Origin of the sequence: Paraburkholderia caledonica (genome assembly GCF_000383275.1) — a bacterium.
Taxonomy (GTDB): domain Bacteria; phylum Pseudomonadota; class Gammaproteobacteria; order Burkholderiales; family Burkholderiaceae; genus Paraburkholderia; species Paraburkholderia caledonica.
This window is the reverse complement of the sequence record NZ_KB911037.1, coordinates 1-23,127: the sequence shown is the minus strand read 5'-3', so window position 1 is coordinate 23,127 and position 23,127 is coordinate 1. Positions and strand designations below refer to the sequence as shown.

Here is a 23,127-nt window from a genome sequence, read left to right as displayed (position 1 = left end):
TTTGTCTCTCTATCCAGCGCTAGTGCGTTAGTGGGCGACGGCGGCGGCGCCGTGTTCGTCGATGAGATGGCCGGTATAGAAGCGATCCAGCGAGAACGGCGCGTTCAATTCGTGCGGCTCGTCTTTCGCGATCGTGTACGCATAGGCCCAACCGGAACCGGGGGTCGCCTTGAAGCCGCCCGTGCCCCAGCCGCAATTGAAATAGAGGCCCTTCACGTCGGTCTTGCTGATGATCGGGCATGCGTCCGGCGAGACGTCCACGATGCCGCCCCACTGCCGGTTCATGCGCACGCGCGAGAACACCGGGAACATTTCGACGATGGCTTCGAGCGTGCCTTCGATAATCTGGAAGCTGCCGCGCTGTCCGAAACCCGTGTACTGGTCCACGCCCGCGCCGATCACCAGATCGCCTTTGTCGGACTGGCTGATATACGCGTGCACGGCGTTCGACATCACCACCGTGTTCACGACCGGCTTGATCGGCTCGGACACCAGCGCCTGCAACGGATGGCTTTCCAGCGGCAGGCGCACGCCGGCCATGTCGGCGAGCGTGGAGGTATTGCCCGCCGCCACCACCGCGACTTTCTTCGCCTTGATGAAACCCTTCGTCGTATCCACGCCCGTTACCTGGCTGCCGTTACGGCGGATACCGGTGACCTGGCAGTTTTGCACGATGTCGACGCCCGCCTGGTCCGCACCCCGCGCGAAGCCCCAAGCCACCGCATCGTGACGCGCGACGCCCCCGCGCCGCTGAATCGACGCGCCCAGCACCGGGTAGCGGCTATTCAGATTGATGGTCGGCTCGAGTTCCTTGATCTGCGCGGGCGTGAGGAATTCGGCGTCGACACCGTTCAGGCGGTTCGCATTCACGCGCCGCTCGGTGTCGCGCACGTCCTGCAACGTATGCGCGAGGTTCATCACGCCGCGCTGGCTGAACATCACGTTGTAGTTCAGATCCTGCGAGAGACCCTCCCACAGTTTCATTGCCTTTTCGTAGAGCGCGGCCGACTCGTCCCACAGATAATTCGAGCGGACGATGGTCGTATTGCGCGCCGTATTGCCGCCGCCGATCCAGCCTTTTTCGAGCACGGCGATATTACGCACGCCATGTTCTTTAGCAAGGTAGTAGGCGGTGGCGAGACCGTGTCCGCCGCCGCCGACGATCACCACGTCGTACTCGCGTTTGGGCTCGGGGCTCTTCCACTGGCGCTCCCAGTTTTCGTGATACGACATCCCGTTGCGCAAGAGGCTGAATATCGAATAGCGGCTCATCGTTGGTCCTTGTGGGTACTGTCGGTGCTTATGGTGCTTGTAGTGCTCGTGTGCTTGATGCCTGGTGCTTCATCACGACTCTAATAGAGCGCTGTTCAGCACTCGATAACGTTCACGGCCAACCCGCCGCGCGACGTCTCCTTGTATTTCGTCTTCATATCCGCGCCCGTCTCGCGCATCGTCTTGATCACGTTATCGAGCGATACGTAGTGCTGGCCGTCGCCCTTCATCGCCATGCGCGCGGCGTTCAGCGCCTTGATCGCGCCCATCGCGTTGCGCTCGATGCACGGAATCTGCACGAGTCCGCCGACCGGATCGCAGGTCATGCCGAGGTTATGTTCCATGCCGATTTCCGCGGCGTTTTCGACTTGCGTCGGCGTGCCGCCCATTACTGCGGCAAGCGCCGCTGCGGCCATCGAACAGGCCACGCCCACTTCGCCCTGGCAGCCCACTTCGGCGCCGGAGATGGACGCGGTCTCCTTGTAGATGATCCCGATAGCCGCGGCCGTCAGCAGGAAGTTGACGATGCCTTCGTCATTCGACGCATGCATGAACTTCACGTAGTAGTGCAGCACGGCAGGGATCACGCCTGCCGCGCCGTTGGTCGGCGCGGTCACGACGCGCCCGCCTGCCGCGTTCTCTTCGTTCACGGCCATCGCGTACAGGTTGACCCAGTCGAGCATCGAAAGCGGATCGCGCAGCGACTCCTCGGAGCGCGAGCGCAATTGCCCGCACAGGTCGGCTGCGCGGCGCTTCACATGCATGGGTCCGGGCAATTCGCCGCGCACCTTGCAACCGCGTTCGACGCAAGCCGACATCGCGCGCCAGATCGCGAGCAGACCTTCGCGCACTTCCTGTTCGGAGCGGGACGCGCATTCGTTGCGCAGCGTCACCTGGGCGATAGAGAGGCCCGTTTCGCGGCACACGCGCATCAGATCGTCGCCGGTGCGAAACGGGTACGGCACCTCGGCGCCCGCACGTACACCGTTCACGCGATCGCCCTCGCGGTTCACGACGAAGCCGCCGCCAATCGAGTAATACTCTTTTTCGACCAGCAGCTGCCCATACTCGTCGAATGCCTGAAAACGCATGCCGTTCGGATGCACGATGCCCGAGCCGGGCGCACCCGGCATCAGCTTGCGAAAAAATCCAAGATGCTCGCGCTCGTCGAATTTCACCGGATGCTTGCCGAGCAGCGCGAGCTGCTTCGTCTCGCGAATCGCGAGCAAACGCGGCTCGATCGTGTCCGGGTCGATCAGTTCGGGCAGGTTGCCTTCCAGGCCGAGCAGCACCGCTTTGTCGGTGCCATGGCCCTTGCCGGTTGCGCCGAGCGAGCCGAACAGTTCGACCTTCACGCGGCGCACGAAGCCGAGCAGGTTGGCGTCTTCGATATGCGACGCGAAGCGGCAAGCAGCGATCATCGGCCCGACGGTGTGCGAGCTGGAGGGACCGATACCGATCTTGAACAGATCGAATACGCTGACGTTCATGGCTAGCCTTGTGCGTTGCAATGCCTGGGTGGAGGGACTTACCTCGAAACAGGCCCTATTGCACCGCACGTCAAATTGGACCGATAGAATAAAAACGGCATGACAGTGGGATAGTGGCGTCAAGCGCACTGCGCGCCAAGCGTCGCGACGTATTTACGAAGGCTTCTGACGCATTTGCGACAGGCGCAACCCCTGCGCCTCGCGATGCTGACGACACGTATGATCAGTGCCCCGGTGCATCCCGGTGCTATGCTTGACTCAACCTTTTTTGCTCTGGCTGCATGCATGAACTCCGCTGAACCGCTTCCCCTTCAATCTATCGACGGCACGCCGAAGCAGCGCATCCGCTTTGGCATCATCCTGCTGCCGAACTTCACGCTGACGGCGTTTTCGGGTTTCGTCGACCTGCTGCGCCTGTCCGCGGACGAAGGCGACTTCAGCAAGCCCGTGCGCTGTTCATGGAGCGTGATAGGGGAAACCCTTGCTCCGGTACGCGCGAGTTGCGGAATCCAGATCACTCCGTGGGAAACCTTCGACAACGCCGAGCCGTTCGATTACGTCGTCGTGGTAGGCGGCCTGCTGCATTCGGGACCGGCCGCGAACGACGCAACGCTTGCGTTCATACGCCGCGCCGCGGCGGCCGATGCAACGCTTGTCGGCATGTGTACGGGCGTGTTCTCGCTGATGCGCGCGGGCGTGCTCGACGGTCATCGCATTTGCGTAAGCTGGTTTCACTACTGGGATTTCATCGAGCGTTTTCCGTCGGTGAATGAAGAGGCGCTCGTGGCAGACCGGCTGTTCGTGATCGATCGCCGGCGCATTACGTGTTCAGGCGGGCGCGCTTCTATCGACGTGGCCGCGGCCATTCTTCTGCGCCACTTCGAAACCGCAACGGTACAAAAAGCGCTGCGCATTCTTCTCGTCGACGACATGCAGAAAGGCAATGCGCCGCAGCCGCATCCGCCGGGACTTGCACCCGCGGCGCACCCGAAAGTGAAGCGCGCAATTCTGCTGATGGAACAGCACGTGGGGCGTTCGCTTTCGCTCGATGAACTCGCGCGCAAGCTGGATCTGTCGCCGCGTCAATTGGAGCGGCTTTTCAAGGCGCAAACCGGCAAGGCGCCGCAGGCCTATGCGAAGCAGGTGCGGTTGCGCACCGCTGCCTGGCTGTTGACCAGCTCGGACAAGACCGTGGCGGACATTGCATCGAGTTGCGGCTTTTCCGATGCGTCCCATCTGGGCCGCGAATTCCGCAAACAATTCGGCTTGCCGCCGATGATGTACCGCGAGCAACGCGGCACGGCGGCGGAAGCGGAATATGGTGCGGATTTCGACGAGACGTTTCCGGGGCGGGCGCAGGCGATTTGAGGCCTTGTTTCAAGGCGTTTTGTCGATGCCGTTCGATTTCGGCCCTTGTTTAATAGCCTGAAACCCTGCAACAGGCGGTTTAGCGCCGCTTCAAGCGGCGCCAAAGCCGATATCACTTCCCCGCCACATACGCCTTCACTGCCGGCAAACCATCCTTGCCGTCGAACGTCTTCACGCCCGCGAGCCACTGGTCGAGCACTGCCGGATTCGCCTTCAACCACTCGCGCGCGGCCTTGTTGGGGTCCGTTTTGTTCATGATCGGCAGCATCACGTGATTCTCGATGTCGGTCGTGAAATGCAGGTTCGACACGAGTTTCGCGACGTTCGGGCAGCGTGTCGAGTAATCGGTCGGCGTGACCGTCATGACCTTGGCCTCGCCGTAGTTCGGACCGAACACGTCGTCGCCGCCGGACAGATAATCGATTTTCATCTGCACGTTCATCGGATGCGGTTCCCAGCCGAGGAACACAATCGGCTTCTTGTCGCGGATCGCGCGGTTCACCTCCACCAGCATGCCCGCCTCGCTCGACTCCACGAGCTTGAACTTGCCGAGCCCATACTGGTTGCTGTCAATCATCTTCTTGATCAACGCATTGCCGTCGTTACCCGGCTCGATGCCATAGATCTTGCCGCCGAGCTTGTCGTAGTTCTTCGCGATGTCGGTGAACGTCTTGATACCCGCCTGATACGCGTAGTCCGGCACGGCAAGCGTGTACTTTGCGCCCGTCAGGTTCGGCGTCGGCAGCACGCTCAGCTGACCGGCCTTTTTGAACGGATCGATCATCGGGTCCATGGTCGGCGACCAGTAGCCGAGGAATACGTCGATCTGCTTGCTCTTCACACCGGCAAAGGTAATCGGCACAGAGGCGATCGTCTTGGTCGGCTTGTAGCCGAGTCCTTCGAGCACCGTCGATGCAAGCCCTGTCGTAGCGGCGATATCGGTCCAGCCAACGTCGGCAAAGCGGACGTCGCGGCATGTTGCGGGTTCGGCGGCGAAAGCCGAAGGAACGGACGACACAGACAGCGCGCACAACGACGCAGCCCACAAACGTTTCATGGCGTTTCCTCAGGGTGATTGAATGCTTGACTGGCTTATTACACTGACTTTTTCGACGCCGCCTGCTGCGCATCGAGGCACGCGCGAACGCACGTCACCGAACTTGAAGCACGAACATCCTACGCCGACAGTCGCCGCTCGACGCTCGGCGCATGACCGAATTGCGCGCGGTACGCCTTGCTGAAATGGCACGGCGAATGGAAGCCGCAAACGGCCGTGACGCGCGCGATCGAAGCGTCGGTATTGCGCAGCAGTTCACGCGCTCGCCGCAGGCGCAACGTGAGGTAATAGTGCGTCGGCGATACGCTCAGGAACATCTTGAACATGCGCTGCAAATGGCGCTGCGACAGATGCACGAGCCGCGCGAGTTCGTCGAGCGATAAAGGCTCTTCGATATTCGCCTCCATCAATCGAACGACCTCGATGAGTTCGGCACGCGAGAAACCGACGCGGGCGTCGACGGGTATGTGCTGATAGTCGGTCGAACCGCGTATTCTTTCCACGATGAACTGCTCCGACACCTGCGCCGCGACCGGATGACCGAGCCGCATGGCAACCAGTTTCAGCATCAGATCGAGCGGCGCGGTGCCGCCCGTGCAGGTCATGCGGTCGCGGTCGATCACGAAGAGCTCGTCGGCGAAACGCACATGCGGGTAGCTCTTGTGCAGCGGCGACATATCTTCCCAATGCACGGTACAGCGATAGCCGTCGAGCAGCCCGGCTGCGAGTAGCGCATACGGTCCCGTGCAAATGCCGCCGAGCGGTATGTTCTGGGCCGCCACGTCGCGCAGCAAACCGATCACCGTTTCGTTGACGTAGTCGCGCACGTGCCAGCCCGCGCAGACGATCAGCACGTCAGGCATGCCGGCTTGCGCGAGCGTCGTGGTGGGCTTCACCGTAATACCGTTGCTCGCCCGCGCCGGCTCGCCGTCCGGCGTGATCACGGACCACCTGTAATGCTCCGCGCGGCCCACGTAGTTGGCCATGCGGAGCACCTCGACCGCGCTCGTGAACGCGATCATCGAAAAGTTCGGCAGCGTCAGAAAGCCGACGTGCGCGAGCCGGGAAAGCGGCGAATCTGAAGGGGCCTCGACCTGGGTGATCGCGTCGCGCTTCATGTGCGGCTCAGCTGTGCTGCGCCGCCGGCGCGCGGCGCACCTTCATCACACTGCGCAAGCCCGAGAGAAGCGGCGCGCGCGCCATGCCGGGCGAGCGGCCAAAGCTCTCCGTGATACGGTCCAGAATGATCGCGAGCATCACGACAGAAAGTCCGCTTTCGAAGCCGAGCCCGATGTCGAGCCGCTGAATACTGGCGAGCACGTCGTTGCCAAGCCCGCCCGCGCCGACCATCGACGCAATGATCACCATCGAGAGCGCCATCATGATGGTCTGATTCACGCCGGTCATGATCGAAGGCAGCGCATTGGGAAACTGCACCTTGTAGAGCAATTGCCACGGCGTGCAGCCGAATGCCTGCCCCGCTTCGACGATCTCGCGGTTCACGTGCTTGATGCCGAGCGACGTGAGACGCACCGCGGGCGGCATGGCGAAGATCACCGTGGAAAGAATGCCGGGCACGCGGCCGAGGCCGAACAGCATAGCCGCGGGAATCAGGTAGACGAACGCGGGCATGGTCTGCATCAGGTCGAGCACGGGACGCACGATCATTTCGACGGTCCGGCTTTTCGCGGTCCAGATGCCGAGCGGCACGCCGAGCAGGAGGCTGATTAACGTGGACGACAGCGTGAGGCCGAGCGTGATCACCATCTGATCCCAGAACCCGGTGCCGTAGATCAGCAGCATCGCCAGCAAGGTGAAGAGCGCGAAACGCCAGCCCACCCGCCACAATCCTATGCCGACGAAGAACGCCATCAGCGCCCACATGGGAACGGCTTGCAGACCTTGTTCGATCAGCGCCGCAAAACCCTCGATGACTTTGCCGATGGAATCGAAAGTCTTGGCGTCGTGGTCGAGCAGGTAGTGGACGCCGTGGTCGACCCAGGTGCCAAGTGGAATGACTTCAGACATGGGAACCTCGATGGCGCGTAAGAACGTGCAACACGTTCGTCTTGTTGACCGAACCACAGTAGGAGCCGTCTGCTTCGACGACCGGCAAAGGCGCGCGGCTCGCGACCACGCGTTCGACCACATCGTCTAGCGGTGTGGTGCGTCGAATGCATTCGACGTAGTTCAGTTTCGCCGACGCGCTGCCTGTTTCGTCGCGGCAAACGAAGCCGCGAATCTTGCGTTCGCTGTCGAGCACGAACGCATAGTCGGCGCTGCCGTTCAAGGTGGCGGCCACGCTCGACGCGTCGATCTGCGGCGAATGCGAATGCATCAGCGGCACGGCGTCGGTCTGCATCAGGTCGCCGGCCGTCAGATAACGGCTGGTGTCGATGCCTTCGAAGAAGGCGCGCACGTAATCGTCGGCGGGATTCGTGATGATCTCCTGCGGCGTGCCGATCTGCACCACCTTGCCGCCTTCCATGATCGCGATGCGTGTGCCGATTCGCATGGCTTCTTCAAGATCGTGCGACACGAACAGGATCGTGCGCTGCTGCTCGCGTTGCAGATCGAGCAGCACGTTCTGCATTTCCTTGCGCTTCAACGGGTCGAGAGCGGAGAACGCTTCGTCCATGATCATCAACGACGGGTTGACCGCGAGTGCCCGCGCAAGGCCCACGCGTTGCTGCATGCCGCCCGACAGTTGTGCGGGCAGCTTCGCCGCGAACGGAGCGAGGCCGACCTGCTCGAGCACGGTCATCGCGCGCGCTTCGCGTTCTTTGCGGCTGACGCCTGCCACTTCGAGCCCAAACGCTGCGTTCGACAGCACAGTGCGTTGCGGCATCAGCGCAAACGACTGGAACACCATGCTCATGTCCTTGCGGCGCAGCGCGGTCAATTCGGCGCGCGGCACGCTGGCCACGTCGCGCCCATCGATCAGCACCTTGCCCGCCGACGGTTCCACGAGCCGGTTGATCAGGCGGATCAGCGTCGACTTGCCGGAGCCCGAGAGCCCCATCAGCACGAAGATCTCGCCTTCCTTGACTTCGAAGGATACGTTGTGAACGCCGACGATCTGACCGGTCCGCGCGAAGACTTCTTCTTTCGTCGCGCCGCCCGCCAGCATGGCGAGCGCCTGTTTCGGGTTAGTGCCGAACACCTTGCACAGCCCTTCGACCACGACCTTGGGGGAATTCATTGAATGCTCTCCTATGTCGGCCAGAGTTTGTGCAAAACACTTACCCTGGTCCCATGCAAAGCTGCGAGCGGACGTCGTCCGCGCTGTGCATACATAGTTGCCAGAAAAAAGTACGCCTAGCCGACTATTTGCGACAACCACATGAGGAAATACGACACTCATGTCGCACGGACGAAGTTTAGCCGCCGCGAAAGCCTTGATGGGTAAGGGTTTCGCCGATATGGGAAGCGTCAGGCGAAGATGTCGCTACAAGCCAAATGTAGGGTTTCGAGAGCAGAAAAAACGTCGTGCGACGATCAGATGCGCTGGTGTCGCCGCGTAACACCGAGTTTTCTCTGGCGGCAAGTTGCGTGTTATTCGTCAGTCGAAACGATAGTTCGCGCCACGCGCGCCGTTCGAAAGAGCATTGCGCCGGACAGCATCGGATAATCGCGCTGCCCGGTGGCACGAATTACGGGTTAATGCTTACTGGCTCGCGCCTGTGCCTATGCCCGCCTTCTTCTGCGCATTTTGCAGATCGGTCGGATAGTTCGGGTCGTTCCGCGACGGCTGATAGCCCGCGTCCTCCAGCTTCTTAAGCTCTGCATTCTTTTTCGCGCGGGCCTGTTTGCGGGCCGCTTTACGCTCGGCCTTGGTCGGCTTGGCGGCGCTGGCGCCGCCGGGTTGCGCGGTCTGTGCGTCTGTATCGGTCGTGGTTTGCGCGGCGGCGAGTGGCATACCGGCTGCGACCATCGCGGTAACCGCAAAGCCCAGCATGATCTGTTTGATGGCAACGCGCTTCATGGCTGACTCCCTCTTAAGTTGGCAAGTGCATTCAAGGTTATGTGCGACTCATCGTTCTTCGGCGGATCGTGCGCGATGCAACGCACGGTTCGCCGTTGAGAGCTTAATGCCAAACTGCATATGGCGCACTGATGCCCGCCAGTACAGACGCCACCGCCAGTTTTTCCAGCATGAGCGCGCGTGCTGAACTATTGTTTAAGCGCGCCGGGAGCGCCACGGCATTGCGTTTGTACAAGACAGGATGCTCCCAGTGAGCGGACACCGTTCACCGGCGCGTATTATTTTGCATGCAACGAAGCGACATCAACTTTTCGAGGATGGAGAAAACGTGAAAACAGTCAATCTTTTGAAGACGCTCGGCATCGCATTGTGTCTGGCAACTGCATCGAGCGCCTATGCGCAATCGAGCGATGCGGCGCCGTCCGACATGACGGACTCCTCCACTGCGCGCACAAAAGCGGTGAAAAAGACGGACCGCAAGCTCGGTCTCGACGTGCGCAAGGCGTTGGCAAAAGCGCAGGGCTTCGATGTGTCGAACGTGTTCGTGCGGGCTCGCGGCGGCGCAGTGACGCTAACAGGATCGGTGCCTGACGGCGCGCAGATTCCGCAAGCCGAGGACGTGGCGAAAAGCGTCGCCGGTGTGAAGTCCGTATCGAACAAGCTCACAATCGGCAACCCGAACGGCGGCGGAGGCTGATCGCCCGAGTCGTTCAGTGGCATTACGCCTGATTGCATCGGACGACGAAGGGTTGCGCCTTGCACTGCTCCCGCGCTGCTGTCGCCTATGAGGCGCTACCCTTTGTCTTGCTACCCTTTGTCTTGCCCGCCATCTTCCTGGCCGCCCATTATCCTGGTAAGTGAATCACACGCGCGGCTCTTCGCCTATACGCGTCGCCCATGCGACGACCGCGCATAACGCGCGAGCAACCACACGGCCGCTGCGGCCGCGGCAAGCAATGCCGTCTGCTGCGGATACATCGACGCCTGCGTGTACAGACTCGACTCAAACACCCGGCGCTTCTGTTCGGAACGCTCGCGCAATGCACCATCGCCGCCGTTATTGCCGGCCGCCGTATGCGGCGGCTCCTGAGTCCGTTGCGACAATATGCCAAGACGGCCCATCACGCGGTCATACAGATTGGGCGCTCGACGCGCGAACGTGACCATTGCCGCCGATGCACCGCCGACATACAGATCGCGCACCGGCGTGGCCGCCGCATGCAGAATCGCCCTCGCGACAATATCCGGTGCATAGACCGGCGCCGGCAGCTTTGGCTGCACGTCGAGATGATTGCGGGCATGCTCGACAAACTGCGTATGAATGCCCGACGGCTTGATCAGCGTAACTGAAACCGGCACGCGCTCTTCCAGCAGTTCCATGCGCAATGCGTCGGTATAGCCCTTTACTGCGTGCTTCGACGCGACATATGCGGCCTGCAGCGGCAGCGCGACGTCCGACAGCTCGCTGCCCAGATTGATCAGCGCACCGCCGCTCTGCCTCAGGTGCGCGAGCGCAATCATCGAACCTTGCACGACGCCCCAGAAGTTCGTCTCGAACAACTCTTTCTGCTCGTCGATGGGGACGTCGGCGCAACGGCCGTAGATCGACGCGCCGGCGTTGTTGACCCACGTGTCGAAGCCGCCGAAGCGCGCAATGGCCTTGTCGGCGGCGGCCTGCAATTGCCCGGCGTTGCTCACGTCGGCAACCGCATAGTCGACGAGCGCGCCCTGGTCGCCGAGTTGCCTCGCGAGCGCGGTCAGCGCTTCCTCGTCGCGAGCGACCAGCATCAACCGCGCTCCTTTGCTCGCGGCAAGACGGGCGGTAGCGAGTCCGATACCGCTCGTCGCCCCGGTGATGACGATGACCTGCTGACCGACCGGTTTGAGCTTCACTGTCATGGCGAATCCTCGGAAAGAGATGACGGGATCACGGCAGCGCACGTTTTTGGCGGCCTGTCCGGCGAGCTACGTCTGGATGCCGGAGCATCCGTCGTGCCGGGCCGCAGTGGGTCAACTACCGCTTGCTGCCGCCGCGCGCCAGTGTCACCGTCAGCACAGCGACAGCACAACGACAGCAACGGTTATCGAAATGAATGGCGATCGAGAGCCAACGTAATATGCGCGCCCTTAAATCTTAATCATCGAATGCTTCAATGCGCGCAGCTTGTGGTTGCCGCAGCGTGGGGCAGCGACAAGCACCGCATTATTTCCAATAAACAATATCCCCAGCGAACTCCACACGTACATCATGGAAGCGCTGAACGGCGAAGTCGAATCTGGAGCCAGTCACATGTTCCGTAGAACCCTGTTACCCATTCCCTTTGCCGCACTGCTGACGCTCGCCGCTTGCGGCAACCACAGCATCAGTCCGAGCGCATCGTCGCCGACACCGTCGGTGACGGCACAGGATGCCCTGGCCACTGCCACGCCGATCAAGCACGTCGTCGTGATCTTCGGCGAGAACGTCTCGTTCGATCACTACTTCGCGACTTATCCGCAAGCGTCGAATCCGGTGGGCGAGCCGCAATTCACGGCGGCTGCAGGCACGCCGGCGGTCAATAACCTCGCGAGCAACAACCTGATCGCGACCAACCCGAATGCGCTACCTACGTCGCCGAATACCGCAGGCCGCACGGTCGGTCTGGTGACTATCGCCGGGCTCGGTCTGCCCGCAGCGGATCTGTTGCCGTTCCGCCTCGACCGCTCGCAAGCGAACACGTCCAGTCAGAACCACGCATACGCCGCCGAACAGCTCGCCTATAACAACGGCGCAATGGACTCGTTCCCGCTCTTCACCGCAGCCGGTTCGACGATCGCGGGCAGCACCGGCGCATTCGCGACGAAGGGCCAGGTGCTCGGCTACTTCGACGGCAACACCGTCACCGCGCTGTGGAACTACGCGCAGCACTTTGCGATGAACCAGAACGCGTACACCGACACGTATGGTCCGTCGACGCCGGGCGCGCTTGCAGTCGTCTCCGGCCAGAACAACGGCGTAATCGTTTCGGGCGGCACGTCGGGCAACGCGATTCCGGATTCGGCCGGCGGCTTCACGATGGTCGGCGACCTCGACCCGACCGGTGACGTCTGCACGACCGCGGCGGGCAGCACGGTGACGGGCACGATGTCGTCGAACAACAAGAACATCGGCGACCTGCTCAACGCGAAGAACATCACGTGGGGCGGCTTCATGGGCGGCTTCAATCTGCAGACGGTCAACGCGAACGGCACAACGGGCTGCGCCCGCTCGACCTTCTCGCAGGTGCTCAACGCGACGAAGACCGACTACGTGCAGCACCACGCGTGGTTCCAGTACTACGCGAGTACGGCGAACCTTGCGCATACGCGTCCGTCCTCGACGGCCGTGATCGGTGCGGCCGATCCGCTCGACAACACCGCAACGCCGGTTCATCACCAGTACGACACCGACGACTTTTTTGCCGCGGTGAAGTCGGGCAACTATCCGTCGGTCAACTTCCTGAAGGCGCCGGCAGTCGAGGACGGCCATCCGGGCAACTCGGACCCGATCGACGAACAGGCTTTCGTCACGAAGGTCATCAACTTCCTGCAGCAGCAGCCTGACTGGAAGAACACCGCCGTGATCATCGCCTACGACGATTCGGACGGCTGGTACGACCATCGCTATAAGGCGCCTACGAGCTCGTCGTTCGACTCGACGACGCCGCAATCGGCAGGCGGCAAGACGGTGGCGGGCAGCGACAACCTGAGCGCGGCAGGCCAGTGTACGGCCGCGGGCGCAGTGCAGCCGCAGGGCGTGAACGGCGGCGCGGTGAACGGCCGTTGCGGTCCGGGTACGCGCACGCCGTTTATCGTGGTCTCGCCGTGGGCGAAGGCGAACTTCGTCGACGACACGCCGATCACTCAGGCATCGGTCGTGAAGTTCATCGAGGATAACTGGCTCAGCGGTCAACGCATTGGCGGCGGTTCGTTCGACGCCACTGCGGGCAGCATCATGAACATGTTCGACTTCGCGGGCTCGGGCAACAATGCGCCGCTCTATCTGGACCAGAACCTCGGTACGACGCTGGCTCAAGCGCCGGCAATCTGACCAGAGCTGGTCACGAGCCGTGCAGAAGCTTGCGATCAGGCAACCCGCGTTCATGCGATGCGCGAGTATCTCGCGCGCATCGCTGACGAACGCGGTGTCATGACGCAGAGCACGGCTTGCAGCAAAGCGTAGTCGGCGTCGAGCCAGTGCATACGTGCTGGCTCGATTTGCCCTTTTGATCGCATCAGAAGAACTATTGTCACGACCGCCATGAACCAAGCTCCAGACGCTGCCCTGCCGCCGACTCTTCCAGCGAGCGGCGAACCCGGTCCCGCCCTTACGCGCCGCTCAGCGCTCCGGCTGCTTGCACGAAGTGCCGCCTGCATCGCTATTGCGGCCGTCGCGCTCAGCGCATATGCGCTTGTTTATCCGGAGCGGATGCCGGCCGCAGTCGGCGCGATCGTTGAAGACCTCACAGGCGCGAACCCTCGACCGGTGCATCTTTTGCGTCCGGCAAGCGCGCCACTGAGCGCGGTGGCGCTGCTCGGCAAGGAGATTTTTTTCGACCAGTCGCTGTCGGCTTCCGGCACGCAGTCTTGCGCGTCGTGCCACTCGCCGAAGAATTCGTACGCGCCGGATAACGCGTTTCCTGTTCAGCTCGGCGGCGCGCATATGACCGACGCGGGTTTTCGTCCGCCGCCATCGCTCACGTATCTGTATCGTCAGGCGCCGTTCAGCATTGGTCCCGACCAGGGCGACACGGATGTGCCGGTGGATCTGACGCAACTCGCTTCGCAGGCAAGCGGCGTCACGCGCGCGCAAAAGACCGCTCTCGCCGCGCCTGCCGCTCCGGCAATGGTGCCGCAAGGCGGGCTCTTCTGGGACGGCCGCGCCGATACTTTGCAGGACCAGGCAATCGGCCCGCTGACGAATCCCGTCGAGATGGCCAACAAAACGCCCGAAGACGTCGCGCACAAGCTGCTGCAGACGAAGTACATCGACCAGTTCAAGCAGATGTTCGGGCCGGCCATTGTCGGCAATCCGAGTCTGCTGATTTCAGAGGCCATGTTCGCGGTGGGGCGTTATCAGATCGAAGATCCGTCATTCCACGCGTTCACGAGTAAGTATGATTACTGGCTGGAAGGCAAAGCTCGCCTCACGCATGCAGAACTGCACGGCCTGCAATTGTTCAACGACAAGGACAAAGCGAATTGCGCGGGCTGCCACCTGAGTCAGCCGAGCAAGGACGGCCTGCCGCCGGTCTTTACCGATACGCAATACGAAGCGCTGGGTGTGCCGCGCAATCCGTCCATTCCTGCGAATAAAGATCCAAAGTTCTTCGATATGGGGGTATGTGGGCCGTTTCGTGGAGATCTCGCGAAGCAGACGCAGTATTGCGGCATGTTCCTTACACCCACGCTACGCAATGTCGCGAACCGCAAGGTGTTCTTTCACAACGGCGTGTATCACGACCTGAAGCAGGTGATGGACTTCTACAATCTGCGTAATACATCGCCGGAAAAGATCTATCCGCGCGATGCATCGGGCAAGGTGCAAAAGTACAACGATCTGCCGCCGCAGTTTCACGCGAATGTAGATGTGTCCGACGCACCGTTCGATCGCAAATTCGGAGATCAGCCTGCAATGACGGATCAGGATATTCAGGACATTATTGCGTTCATGAAGACCTTGAGTGACGGGTTCGACGCTAAGGGATCGTGACTCTTCGCGCTGCGCGCGGTCATGCAAGCGCGCAGCGCCACGCGGCGCGTTGTTGTATGCTCTCCCGTTCCGCGATCTCTTCCCACTCTTCCCGATGGCCGATTTTCCGTTTCACGCCGTACTTTTCGATTGCGACGGCGTGCTCGTCGACTCAGAGCCGATCACTAACCGCGTACTCACCGAGATGCTGGGCGAGTTGGGCTGGCACCTGAGCATTGAAGAGACGATGCGTATTTTCGTCGGCAAGGCGGTGAAGGACGAAGCGCCACTGATCGAAGCGCGCACAGGTATTGCGATCACGACCGACTGGCTGATGCAATTTCGCGCGCGCCGCAATGCAGCGCTCGAACAGGAACTGACCGCGATACCGGGCGCAGCGACAGCGGTACGTTCGCTTCACGCATCATTGAAGGGACGAATCGCCGTTGCTTCCGGTGCGGACCGGATCAAAGTCGAATTGCAATTGGCCAAGGCGGAGATCCTGGACTGCTTCGAGGGGCGCATCTTCAGCGGTCACGAAACACCGCGTAGCAAGCCGTTCCCTGATGTGTATCTCGCCGCGGCGGCGGCGCTGGATGTGGACCCGGCGCACTGCGCTATTGTCGAAGACACGGTGACGGGCGCGACTGCCGGCGTTGCAGCCGGCGCGACGGTATTCGGTTACTGCCCGAACGAGTACGGACATAGTAGCGCTGCCGCATTGCAGGCAGTCGGCGTGGCTCAGGTATTTCGGGACATGAACGACTTACCCGGTTTGCTTGCCGCGTGGCGCGGCAAGGTGTGAATCGGCCTACTCGAACGCTGCGTCGATCGGCACGCGATATCCCACCGCGAGGCGGTTCGTTTCGTTAGCCATGCCAACTACTGCGAGCAGTTCGCCAAACATCTCGTCAGTCATACCCGCACGGCGAGCCGCGGCCGTGTGACTCGCAACGCAATAACCGCAGTTGTTCGTCACGCTTACGGCCACGTAGAGCAGCTCTTTCATTAACGGATCGAGCGCGCCGGGCTTCATCACGTCTTTCAGACTGTCCCACGTGCGCGCGAGCGTCGGCGGATGCTGCGCGATGTACTTCCAGAAGTTGTTGACGTCGTCGACCTGACGCGTCTGCTTGATATCGTCGTACACAGCTTTGACTTCGGGCGATGCTGCGGAATACTCCACGGCTTTCTGCTGACTCATGGGCTCTCCTGTTGTGACTGCATGAAAGTGCGATTCGGGCTCAGTTCGGCATATGCGGCATCTATTGTGCGCGCATTTTGCCGAACCGGAATCGACTATTCCGGCATTCACACTGCCCTGTCACCCAGGCGTACGCGTCGCCGCAACGACCGCTGCGGGGGCGGCTGCTTGCAGGTGTTCGCCGCCATCGCGAGGCGTCGGCTCCGGACGCGTGGAGCGCTCCGATTGCGCCAGCAACGTACCGACCGACGGGTCGATGGCGTCGGTGAAAGGCTTCGGATCCAGTCCGATTGCGAGCACCAGCAGCGCCATTGCGCCGAGCAACACGAATTCGCGCTTGCCGACATCTTTCAGGTTGCCAACGCGCGCATTCGCAATCGCGCCAAAAATCACGCGCTTATACATCCACAACGTGTAGGCCGCGCTCAGAATCAGCGTAGACGCCGCCATTGCGCCGATCCAGAAGTTAAAGCGAATCGCGCCCATCAGCACCATGAATTCGCCGACGAAACCCGACGTGCCCGGAAGGCCGACATTCGCCATCGAAAACAACATCACGAACGCGGCGAAACGCGGCATGGTGTTGGCAACGCCGCCGTACTCGGCGATCGCAGCCGTTTTCGTGCGATCGTAGAGCATGCCCGTGCACAACAGCATCGCGCCGGACACCACGCCGTACGACAGCATCTGCACGATCGCGCCGGCCTGACCGATACGGTTGAAGACGAACAGACCGAGCGTGACGAGGCCCATATGAGCCACCGTCGAATACGCAAGCAGGCGGCGCATGTCGGTCTGCACGAGTGCGAGAAGACTCGAATAGATCACCGCGACGAGCGACAGCGTAATTATCATCGGCGCGAAAAAGTGGCTTGCCTGTGGTGCAATCGGCAATGCGAAACGCAACAGGCCGTAGCCGCCGAGTTTGAGCATGCCGATCATCACGGCAGCGCCCGTGGGGCCGTCGAGGTGAACGTCGGGCAACCAGGTATGAAGCGGCCACATGGGCACCTTCACGCCGAATGCCGCGAGGAAGCCGAGAAAGATCAGTACTTGCGGCATGGTGCCAAGGCGCGTTTCCCGCCACAGCGCGAGGTCGAAGCTATGCGTCTGGCTGTACAGATACAGCATCGACATCAGCATCATCAGCGAGCCAAGGAACGACACGAAGAAGAACTTCACCGCGGCATACGACCGATTGGAGTGCCCCCACGTGCCGATCAGCAAATAAAGCGGAATCAACGTTGCTTCGAACGAGACGAAGAACATCATGCCGTCGAGCGACGTAAACACGCCCTGCATGAAACCGGACAACATCAGGAATGCGCCGAAGTACTGCGCAGTGCGCTCGGTGATCGACTCCCACGAGGCGACCACGATGATGATCGTCGTCAGCGCGGTCAATGCGACGAGCCACAGCGAAATGCCGTCGACGCCGACGTGCCACGCGATATCGAAAGTCGGCGACCATCTGACGTTTTCGACGAATTGCATCGACGTCGCTTCGTTGCGGAAATTCGCGACCAGCGGAATCACTGGCACGAAGCCCGCAAACGCGCCGATCAATGCGAGCCACCGCGTACGGTTGCGAGCCGTGTCCGACCCGGCTCGCAAAACGACGAGGCCGGCAACGATAGGGATCCAGATAAGCAGACTAAGGAGAGGCAATGGCATGTGCGCTGTCGAAAACTTGAAGTACAAAACGCCGCACCAACACTTTCCATTTCGAAAGCATTGAAGCGAATATGTAGGGTTCGGGGCCAGCAGGGGCGACGTGTGCAGACTTCGCTCGACTACACGTTTACCCGCAGTCGAACGACGAGGTGGGAGATTACCAAGATAAGAATAGTTTTGCAGCGCAACATTGCGCTAATGCCCTAGACAATGACTTATTGCGGTCGCTTCGCTTGCACAAGCCGGAAAAATGTGCACCTGCACAAACGGGCTGGGGATTCTTCGCGGCTCCGCGAATTTCCCGGAGAAGCAGGCTCTTGACGACCATTTGCCGCCAGTTCACGACGTGAGCAATGGCGATTTCGTCAACGAGGCACACGGAATGCGTTCGACAGCGCCGCGTATGGGTCTTTTCGCGCACCGATCTGCATCCCGCGCTGTATTGGACAGAAATATTTTTTATGCGTGTGCAGTCGCTAGACGAGGTGCCGTGTCGGGAAAACCGTCGCCGATCGCATGCTTCACACGAGGAGCGGATGCGCCGACGCGCCTTACAGAAGCCGAATATACTTTGGCGGCCAACACATCGAAGGCCGCGCATTCAGCGAGCGAATGCTGTTGCGTCGACCTCATTCTCCGGACTTGCATGGTGTTTTCTCACGAAGGTGTCGTTCCCGCGCTCGAGTGCCGCGGGCTTAGCAAGACCTACGGCGCGGGCCGCGTCGTGCTCGCAAATCTCGACTTCACGCTGGCGCCCGGCGAATTCGTCGCGATCATGGGCGACTCAGGCGTCGGCAAATCGACGCTGCTGAATCTGATCGCCGGTCTCGATCAGGCGGACAGCGGCGATGTGATGATCGGCGGCCATGCCGTGTCGCGTCTCGACGACAATGCCGCGACGCGTCTGCGCAGGCAAAAACTCGGCTTTGTGTTTCAGGCGTTTCACGTGCTGCCGCATTTGACGCTCGCGCAGAATGTCGCGCTGCCTCTGCTGCTAAACGAGTTGCCCTCTTCCGCGGCGCTCGACATGCTCGCGGCAGTCGGACTCGAAGGCCGCGGTGATGACTTTCCGCGGCAACTGTCGGGTGGCGAAATGCAACGCGTTGCTATCGCGCGCGCCCTGGTCCATCGCCCTACTCTGATCCTCGCCGACGAACCAACGGGCAACCTCGATCCCGATACCGCCCACGGCGTGCTCGCGTTGTTTCGTGCGCAAAGCAAGGCGACCGGCGCGGCCACGATGATGGTGACGCACTCGGAGGCCGCTGCCGCCGTCGCCGACCGCATCATGATTCTCAGCGATGGCGGCTTGCATGCCGCGTCGGAAGTGCCGGCGTCTTCACAGGCGCAATACGGCGCGCGAACCACTGCCCGTTCAACCGATGACGCCCGCTGATTCGCAGCGCTCCGCGCCCGGACGCGGACACCGCATTCTCGCGCGCTGGCTGCTCGCCGCCGAATGGCGCAGTCATCGGGCACGCGCGCTCGTTGCGATCGCAACCATCGCGTTGGGTGTGGCGCTGGGTTACGCTGTGCAACTGATCAACAGCGCGGCCTTCGACGAGTTCTCCGCTGCGGCGCGCAGCCTCTCCGGCCAGGCCGATCTGCAGGTGCGCGGCGCTCAGCCGCTACTCGACGAGTCGATCTATCCGCGCCTCGCCACGCAAAGAGGTGTCGCGCTTGCGAGTCCCGTTCTTGCGCTAGACGTCACGGTGCCGGGACAGAACGCGGCTTTGCCCGTGCTCGGCATCGACGTGTTCAAGGCAAGCCGCATTGCGCCGGACCTGATGGGCGTGCCGTCGAGCGGACAGCCTTTCGACACGCTCGCGTCCGACGCCGTGTTTCTCTCGACCGCCGCGCAAGAATGGTTGCACGTGAAGACCGGTGATCAGGTGGCGCTTCAGAGCGGCACGTCGATCGTGCACTTGCGGGTGGCCGGCGGCATCGTGAGAACAAGGCCGGGTCAACGGCTCGCGATCATGGATATTGCCGCGGTTCAATGGAAGTTCGGCAAGGTCGGCAAGCTTTCGCGCGTCGACGTGCAGCTTGAGCGTGGTGTCGACCGCGAGCGCTTCAAACGCGATCTGCAAAATGATCTGGGAAGCCAATGGGTCGTCGCCGAAGCGCGTGACGTCGAGAGCCGCACGGACCGGCTGTCGCGCGCCTATCGAATCAACATGAACGTGCTCGCGCTGGTTGCGCTTTTCACCGGGGCGTTCCTCGTGTTTTCGACGCAGGCGCTGAGCGTGGTGCGTCGTCGCGCGCAGTTTGCGATGCTGCGCGTGCTCGGACTGACGCGTGGCCAACTGTTGCGTCAGATCCTGCTGGAAGGCGCGCTGCTCGGCTTGCTCGGTTCGCTATGCGGCCTCGCGCTCGGTTATGCACTCGCTGCCGGCGCGTTGCGTTTTTTCGGCAGCGATCTCGGCGGCGGCTACTTTCCCGGCGTGCAGCCGCAGGTCGGCTTCGAACCAGTCGCAACTGCGATTTTCCTGACGCTCGGCATCGCCGTGGCAGTTCTCGGGAGCCTCGCGCCGGCACTGGAAGCGGCGCGCGCACGGCCCGCTTCCGCACTCAAGGCCGGTGCCGAAGAAGGCGCGCTCGCGCGGCTCGCCACGCCGTGGCCCGCCCTCTTGTGCCTGGTTATCGCCGCGCTTCTTACGCAAGCACCACCATGGTTCGACGCGCCGATTGGCGGTTATGTGGCCGTCGCGCTGCTGCTGATCGGCGGAATTGCATTGATGCCGCGGGTCACCGCCCTCATATTCGGCGTAGCTAGCCGGGGGTTCGCATCGCGCTCACGGGCCGGTGCGGCCAGTACGCTTGCGCTCGCGCGTCTCGCGAATGCGCCAGGTCATGCGTCGATTGCAATGGGCGGCGTGTTGTCGAGCTTCGCGCTGATCGTGGCGATGGCGATCATGGTGGCCAGCTTTCGCGTGTCCGTCGAAGACTGGCTGGTCCATCTACTGTCGGCTGATCTTTACGCGCGCGTCGCGGAAAACGGCGACACAGGCGGCTTGAGTCCCGCTGACCAGACGCGGCTTGCGGCCGTGCCGGGCATTGCAAGGGCGGCGTTCGCACGCACTTCACATATCACGCTCGACCCGGCGCGCCCGGACGTCGCGATACTCGCACGCGAGATCGACGCAACCGATCCGGGTGCAAACCTGCAAATGACGGGACCTGTGCTTACACCGCGCGATCTGCAAAGCGCTGAAGCACCTGTTTGGGTCTCCGAAGCAATGGTGGATCTATATGGTTATAGGCTCGGACAGCGTATCCGCTTGCCCATCGGCGAGCGCGCAAATGTGTTCGTGGTGGCGGGCGTATGGCGCGATTACGCGCGGCAGACGGGCGCGATCCAGATACGGCTTGCCGACTACCGTCGCCTCACCGCCGACACGAGCGCTACCGATGTCGCGGTTACCGTCGAGCGAGGTTCGAGCATTGAGCGCACGATAGCCGGGTTGCGTGCACTGCCTTTCGGCGCGAGGCTGGACATCTCGCAACCTGGTGCCATTCGCGCGCGTACGCTCGTGATATTCGACCGGAGCTTTGCAGTCACATATCTGCTGGAGGCGGTCGCTATCGTCATCGGCTTGTTCGGCGTGGCCGCAACATTTTCGGCGCAGACGCTCGCACGCGCTCGCGAGTTCGGCATGCTGCGGCATGTCGGCGTGACGCGCTCGCAAATTCTCGCGATCCTCGCGCTCGAAGGCGGCATGCTCACCGCGTGCGGTATCGCAATGGGTTTTGCTCTCGGCTTCGCGATCAGTCTGATTCTTGTATTCGTCGTCAATCCGCAGTCGTTTCACTGGAGCATGTCGCTGCATGTTCCGTGGACGATGCTGGCCACAGTTGCGGTCGTGATGCTCGCGTCGTCGTGTTCGACAGCGGTGATTGCGGGACGTGGCGCCGTTTCCGTGGATGCAGTGCGCGCGGTCAAGGAGGACTGGTGATGCGAGCTTTGCGCCGGTTATCGGCGCTTCAATCGATGGCGCTTCGATCCATGCATTTGGCGAACGCGGGGAACGAGGTTTCGGTCGCGCGTTTTCGTCGGACTCGGCCACGGGTTCCACACTTGTTCGTTGTCGGCGCGTTCGCCTTGTCGGCCAACATGGTCTTTGCCGCAACGCCGGAATTCGCCGCTGTCACGAAAGACCATCAGATCGTGCTGCCGATGGACACCGGCGCTCACGCCGATTTTCGCACCGAGTGGTGGTACGCCACCGGCTGGCTGACTACGCCCGATAACCGGCCGCTCGGTTTTCAGATCACGTTCTTCCGCTCGGCAACGGGACACGATGCCGCCGATCCCAGTGCTTTTGCTCCTTCCCAATTGATCATCGCGCACGCCGCGTTGAGCGACCCTGCACTCGGCCACCTCGTGCACGATCAGCGAATTGGCCGCGTGGGATTCGGCCTCGTCTATGCGAAGCCCGCGAATACCGACGTCAAGCTCAACACGTGGAAAATCGTTCGTACCGCCAATGGCCGCTACGATGTCACCGCCGATGCCGGCGAGTTCGCGTTGCATCTCGAGCTAACGCCAACGCAAGCGCCTTTGATTCAGGGCGAACATGGCTACTCACGCAAAGGCCCGCGGCCGGAACAGGCCAGTTATTACTACAGCGAGCCGCAATTGCGCGTGTCGGGCAGCGTGAGGCGACCAGGCGCCAATGGCGATTCATCGCATGGAGACACTGCCGTGACGGGCGTTGCATGGCTCGATCATGAGTGGTCGAGCACATTGCTCGACGCGAATGCGGTTGGATGGGACTGGCTGGGCGCGAATCTCTCAGACGGTTCGGCACTGATGGCCTTCAAGGTGAGAAGCCGCGACGGACATGCGATGTGGGCGCATGCGGCATTGCGCGAGCGCGACGGACGAGTCACGACGTTCGCTCCGAACGAGGTCGACTTCACGCCCCGTCGCACATGGCGCTCGCCGCGCACGAACACGTCGTACCCGGTGTCGATGTCGGTGCGAACCGGTGCGCTGACATGGCAACTCGATCCGCTGATGGACGACCAGGAACTGGACTCGCGACAGTCTACCGGCGGGGTGTACTGGGAGGGCGCGGTGCGCGTGAGCCGCGATGGCGCGGATCTCGGGCGGGCTTATCTGGAGCTGACGGGTTACGCGAACGCACTGCGGATCGGCAGGCAGTGAGGGACGGGACGAGCTGAATCCAGCCTGATTACGGCGTACTGCTGTCGTCGGTCTCGCTGTTTTACCGCCGCGTTTTTCGCCGCGTAAACGCAGAAACCCCACCTTTTCCGGGGTGGGGTTTCTGTTGCTGCTGGGGAGCCTGACGATTACCTACTTTCACACGGGCAATCCGCACTATCATCGGCGTGGAGTCGTTT

18 protein-coding genes are annotated in these 23,127 nt (G+C 61.8%); 8 read left to right on the top strand and 10 right to left on the bottom strand.

Annotated elements, in window-relative coordinates:
* Nucleotides 1–27: 27 nt before the first annotated feature.
* Together H281_RS0112705 and H281_RS0112700 are read right to left on the bottom strand one after the other, a co-directional pair.
* Nucleotides 28–1,272, bottom strand: a complete 1,245-nt coding sequence (locus tag H281_RS0112705) for a sarcosine oxidase subunit beta family protein (protein ID WP_020067487.1) — start codon at nt 1,270–1,272, stop codon at nt 28–30.
* 95 nt (nt 1,273–1,367) lie between these two features.
* On the bottom strand, nt 1,368–2,762 hold the full coding sequence (locus H281_RS0112700) for an L-serine ammonia-lyase (RefSeq protein ID WP_020067486.1): 1,395 nt from the start codon (nt 2,760–2,762) through the stop codon (nt 1,368–1,370).
* Nucleotides 2,763–3,047: 285 nt separating this feature from the next.
* Between H281_RS0112700 and H281_RS0112695 the strand changes: the two genes are divergently transcribed.
* Nucleotides 3,048–4,130 carry a GlxA family transcriptional regulator gene (locus H281_RS0112695; protein ID WP_027804535.1) on the top strand — a complete coding sequence of 361 codons (1,083 nt, stop codon included), beginning with the start codon at nt 3,048–3,050 and terminating at the stop codon, nt 4,128–4,130.
* Nucleotides 4,131–4,242: 112 nt separating this feature from the next.
* Here the strand turns inward: H281_RS0112695 and H281_RS0112690 are convergent, their stop codons facing one another.
* The 5 genes from H281_RS0112690 to H281_RS0112670 all read right to left on the bottom strand — a co-directional run bounded on the left by H281_RS0112690 (nt 4,243) and on the right by H281_RS0112670 (nt 9,172).
* The gene (locus tag H281_RS0112690) at nt 4,243–5,187 is read right to left on the bottom strand and encodes a choline ABC transporter substrate-binding protein (protein WP_020067484.1); all 945 of its coding nucleotides are present in this window, start codon (nt 5,185–5,187) and stop codon (nt 4,243–4,245) included.
* A gap of 119 nt (nt 5,188–5,306) precedes the next feature.
* A complete protein-coding gene (locus tag H281_RS0112685; RefSeq protein WP_020067483.1) occupies nt 5,307–6,305 on the bottom strand; it encodes a GlxA family transcriptional regulator in 999 nt (332 codons plus the stop codon).
* 7 nt (nt 6,306–6,312) lie between these two features.
* Nucleotides 6,313–7,215: a choline ABC transporter permease subunit gene (choW, locus tag H281_RS0112680; RefSeq protein ID WP_020067482.1), complete on the bottom strand. Its 903-nt coding sequence runs from the start codon at nt 7,213–7,215 to the stop codon at nt 6,313–6,315.
* Complete coding sequence (locus H281_RS0112675; protein ID WP_020067481.1) at nt 7,208–8,389, bottom strand: quaternary amine ABC transporter ATP-binding protein; 1,182 nt, start codon at nt 8,387–8,389, stop codon at nt 7,208–7,210. The genes choW and H281_RS0112675 overlap by 8 nt, the downstream gene beginning before the upstream one ends.
* A gap of 465 nt (nt 8,390–8,854) precedes the next feature.
* Complete coding sequence (locus H281_RS0112670) at nt 8,855–9,172, bottom strand: hypothetical protein (RefSeq protein ID WP_020067480.1); 318 nt, start codon at nt 9,170–9,172, stop codon at nt 8,855–8,857.
* Nucleotides 9,173–9,500: 328 nt separating this feature from the next.
* Between H281_RS0112670 and H281_RS0112665 the strand changes: the two genes are divergently transcribed.
* Complete coding sequence (locus tag H281_RS0112665; RefSeq protein ID WP_020067479.1) at nt 9,501–9,869, top strand: BON domain-containing protein; 369 nt, start codon at nt 9,501–9,503, stop codon at nt 9,867–9,869.
* Nucleotides 9,870–10,054: 185 nt separating this feature from the next.
* Here the strand turns inward: H281_RS0112665 and H281_RS0112660 are convergent, their stop codons facing one another.
* On the bottom strand, nt 10,055–11,071 hold the full coding sequence (locus H281_RS0112660; RefSeq protein WP_020067478.1) for an SDR family oxidoreductase: 1,017 nt from the start codon (nt 11,069–11,071) through the stop codon (nt 10,055–10,057).
* A 391-nt stretch (nt 11,072–11,462) separates the two neighbouring features.
* Between H281_RS0112660 and H281_RS0112650 the strand changes: the two genes are divergently transcribed.
* The 3 genes from H281_RS0112650 (at nt 11,463) to H281_RS0112635 (ending at nt 15,687) form a co-directional block, all read left to right on the top strand.
* Nucleotides 11,463–13,241, top strand: a complete 1,779-nt coding sequence (locus H281_RS0112650) for a phospholipase C (RefSeq protein WP_027804533.1) — start codon at nt 11,463–11,465, stop codon at nt 13,239–13,241.
* 210 nt (nt 13,242–13,451) lie between these two features.
* Nucleotides 13,452–14,903: a cytochrome-c peroxidase gene (locus tag H281_RS0112640; protein WP_027804532.1), complete on the top strand. Its 1,452-nt coding sequence runs from the start codon at nt 13,452–13,454 to the stop codon at nt 14,901–14,903.
* A 94-nt stretch (nt 14,904–14,997) separates the two neighbouring features.
* A complete protein-coding gene (locus H281_RS0112635; RefSeq protein WP_020067474.1) occupies nt 14,998–15,687 on the top strand; it encodes an HAD family hydrolase in 690 nt (229 codons plus the stop codon).
* Nucleotides 15,688–15,693: 6 nt separating this feature from the next.
* Here the strand turns inward: H281_RS0112635 and H281_RS0112630 are convergent, their stop codons facing one another.
* Nucleotides 15,694–16,086: a carboxymuconolactone decarboxylase family protein gene (locus tag H281_RS0112630; RefSeq protein WP_020067473.1), complete on the bottom strand. Its 393-nt coding sequence runs from the start codon at nt 16,084–16,086 to the stop codon at nt 15,694–15,696.
* Nucleotides 16,087–16,206: 120 nt separating this feature from the next.
* Entirely contained in the window at nt 16,207–17,760 is a 1,554-nt protein-coding gene (locus H281_RS0112625; protein WP_027804531.1) for an NADH-quinone oxidoreductase subunit M, read from the bottom strand.
* 646 nt (nt 17,761–18,406) lie between these two features.
* On the opposite strand from H281_RS0112625, the gene H281_RS0112620 reads away from it, so the two are divergent.
* The 3 genes from H281_RS0112620 to H281_RS0112610 all read left to right on the top strand — a co-directional run bounded on the left by H281_RS0112620 (nt 18,407) and on the right by H281_RS0112610 (nt 22,930).
* Nucleotides 18,407–19,156 (top strand): ABC transporter ATP-binding protein, encoded by a 750-nt coding sequence (locus tag H281_RS0112620; RefSeq protein ID WP_020067471.1) that lies wholly within the window; start codon nt 18,407–18,409, stop codon nt 19,154–19,156.
* A complete protein-coding gene (locus H281_RS0112615) occupies nt 19,143–21,716 on the top strand; it encodes an FtsX-like permease family protein (protein ID WP_020067470.1) in 2,574 nt (857 codons plus the stop codon). Before H281_RS0112620 ends, H281_RS0112615 begins: the two co-directional genes overlap by 14 nt.
* 158 nt (nt 21,717–21,874) lie before the next feature.
* Entirely contained in the window at nt 21,875–22,930 is a 1,056-nt protein-coding gene (locus H281_RS0112610) for a lipocalin-like domain-containing protein (RefSeq protein ID WP_241077881.1), read from the top strand.
* Nucleotides 22,931–23,127: the final 197 nt, after the last annotated feature.

Coding starts and splice junctions, on each gene's coding strand:
- H281_RS0112685 (WP_020067483.1), bottom strand. CDS start 6,305: ATGAAGCGCGACGCGATCACCCAGGTCGAGGCCCCTTCAGATTCGCCG.
- H281_RS0112615 (WP_020067470.1), top strand. CDS start 19,143: ATGACGCCCGCTGATTCGCAGCGCTCCGCGCCCGGACGCGGACACCGC.
- H281_RS0112610 (WP_241077881.1), top strand. CDS start 21,875: ATGGTCTTTGCCGCAACGCCGGAATTCGCCGCTGTCACGAAAGACCAT.
- H281_RS0112670 (WP_020067480.1), bottom strand. CDS start 9,172: ATGAAGCGCGTTGCCATCAAACAGATCATGCTGGGCTTTGCGGTTACC.
- H281_RS0112705 (WP_020067487.1), bottom strand. CDS start 1,272: ATGAGCCGCTATTCGATATTCAGCCTCTTGCGCAACGGGATGTCGTAT.
- choW (WP_020067482.1), bottom strand. CDS start 7,215: ATGTCTGAAGTCATTCCACTTGGCACCTGGGTCGACCACGGCGTCCAC.
- H281_RS0112650 (WP_027804533.1), top strand. CDS start 11,463: ATGTTCCGTAGAACCCTGTTACCCATTCCCTTTGCCGCACTGCTGACG.
- H281_RS0112620 (WP_020067471.1), top strand. CDS start 18,407: ATGGTGTTTTCTCACGAAGGTGTCGTTCCCGCGCTCGAGTGCCGCGGG.
- H281_RS0112660 (WP_020067478.1), bottom strand. CDS start 11,071: ATGACAGTGAAGCTCAAACCGGTCGGTCAGCAGGTCATCGTCATCACC.
- H281_RS0112700 (WP_020067486.1), bottom strand. CDS start 2,762: ATGAACGTCAGCGTATTCGATCTGTTCAAGATCGGTATCGGTCCCTCC.
- H281_RS0112625 (WP_027804531.1), bottom strand. CDS start 17,760: ATGCCATTGCCTCTCCTTAGTCTGCTTATCTGGATCCCTATCGTTGCC.
- H281_RS0112635 (WP_020067474.1), top strand. CDS start 14,998: ATGGCCGATTTTCCGTTTCACGCCGTACTTTTCGATTGCGACGGCGTG.
- H281_RS0112630 (WP_020067473.1), bottom strand. CDS start 16,086: ATGAGTCAGCAGAAAGCCGTGGAGTATTCCGCAGCATCGCCCGAAGTC.
- H281_RS0112690 (WP_020067484.1), bottom strand. CDS start 5,187: ATGAAACGTTTGTGGGCTGCGTCGTTGTGCGCGCTGTCTGTGTCGTCC.
- H281_RS0112640 (WP_027804532.1), top strand. CDS start 13,452: ATGAACCAAGCTCCAGACGCTGCCCTGCCGCCGACTCTTCCAGCGAGC.
- H281_RS0112675 (WP_020067481.1), bottom strand. CDS start 8,389: ATGAATTCCCCCAAGGTCGTGGTCGAAGGGCTGTGCAAGGTGTTCGGC.
- H281_RS0112695 (WP_027804535.1), top strand. CDS start 3,048: ATGAACTCCGCTGAACCGCTTCCCCTTCAATCTATCGACGGCACGCCG.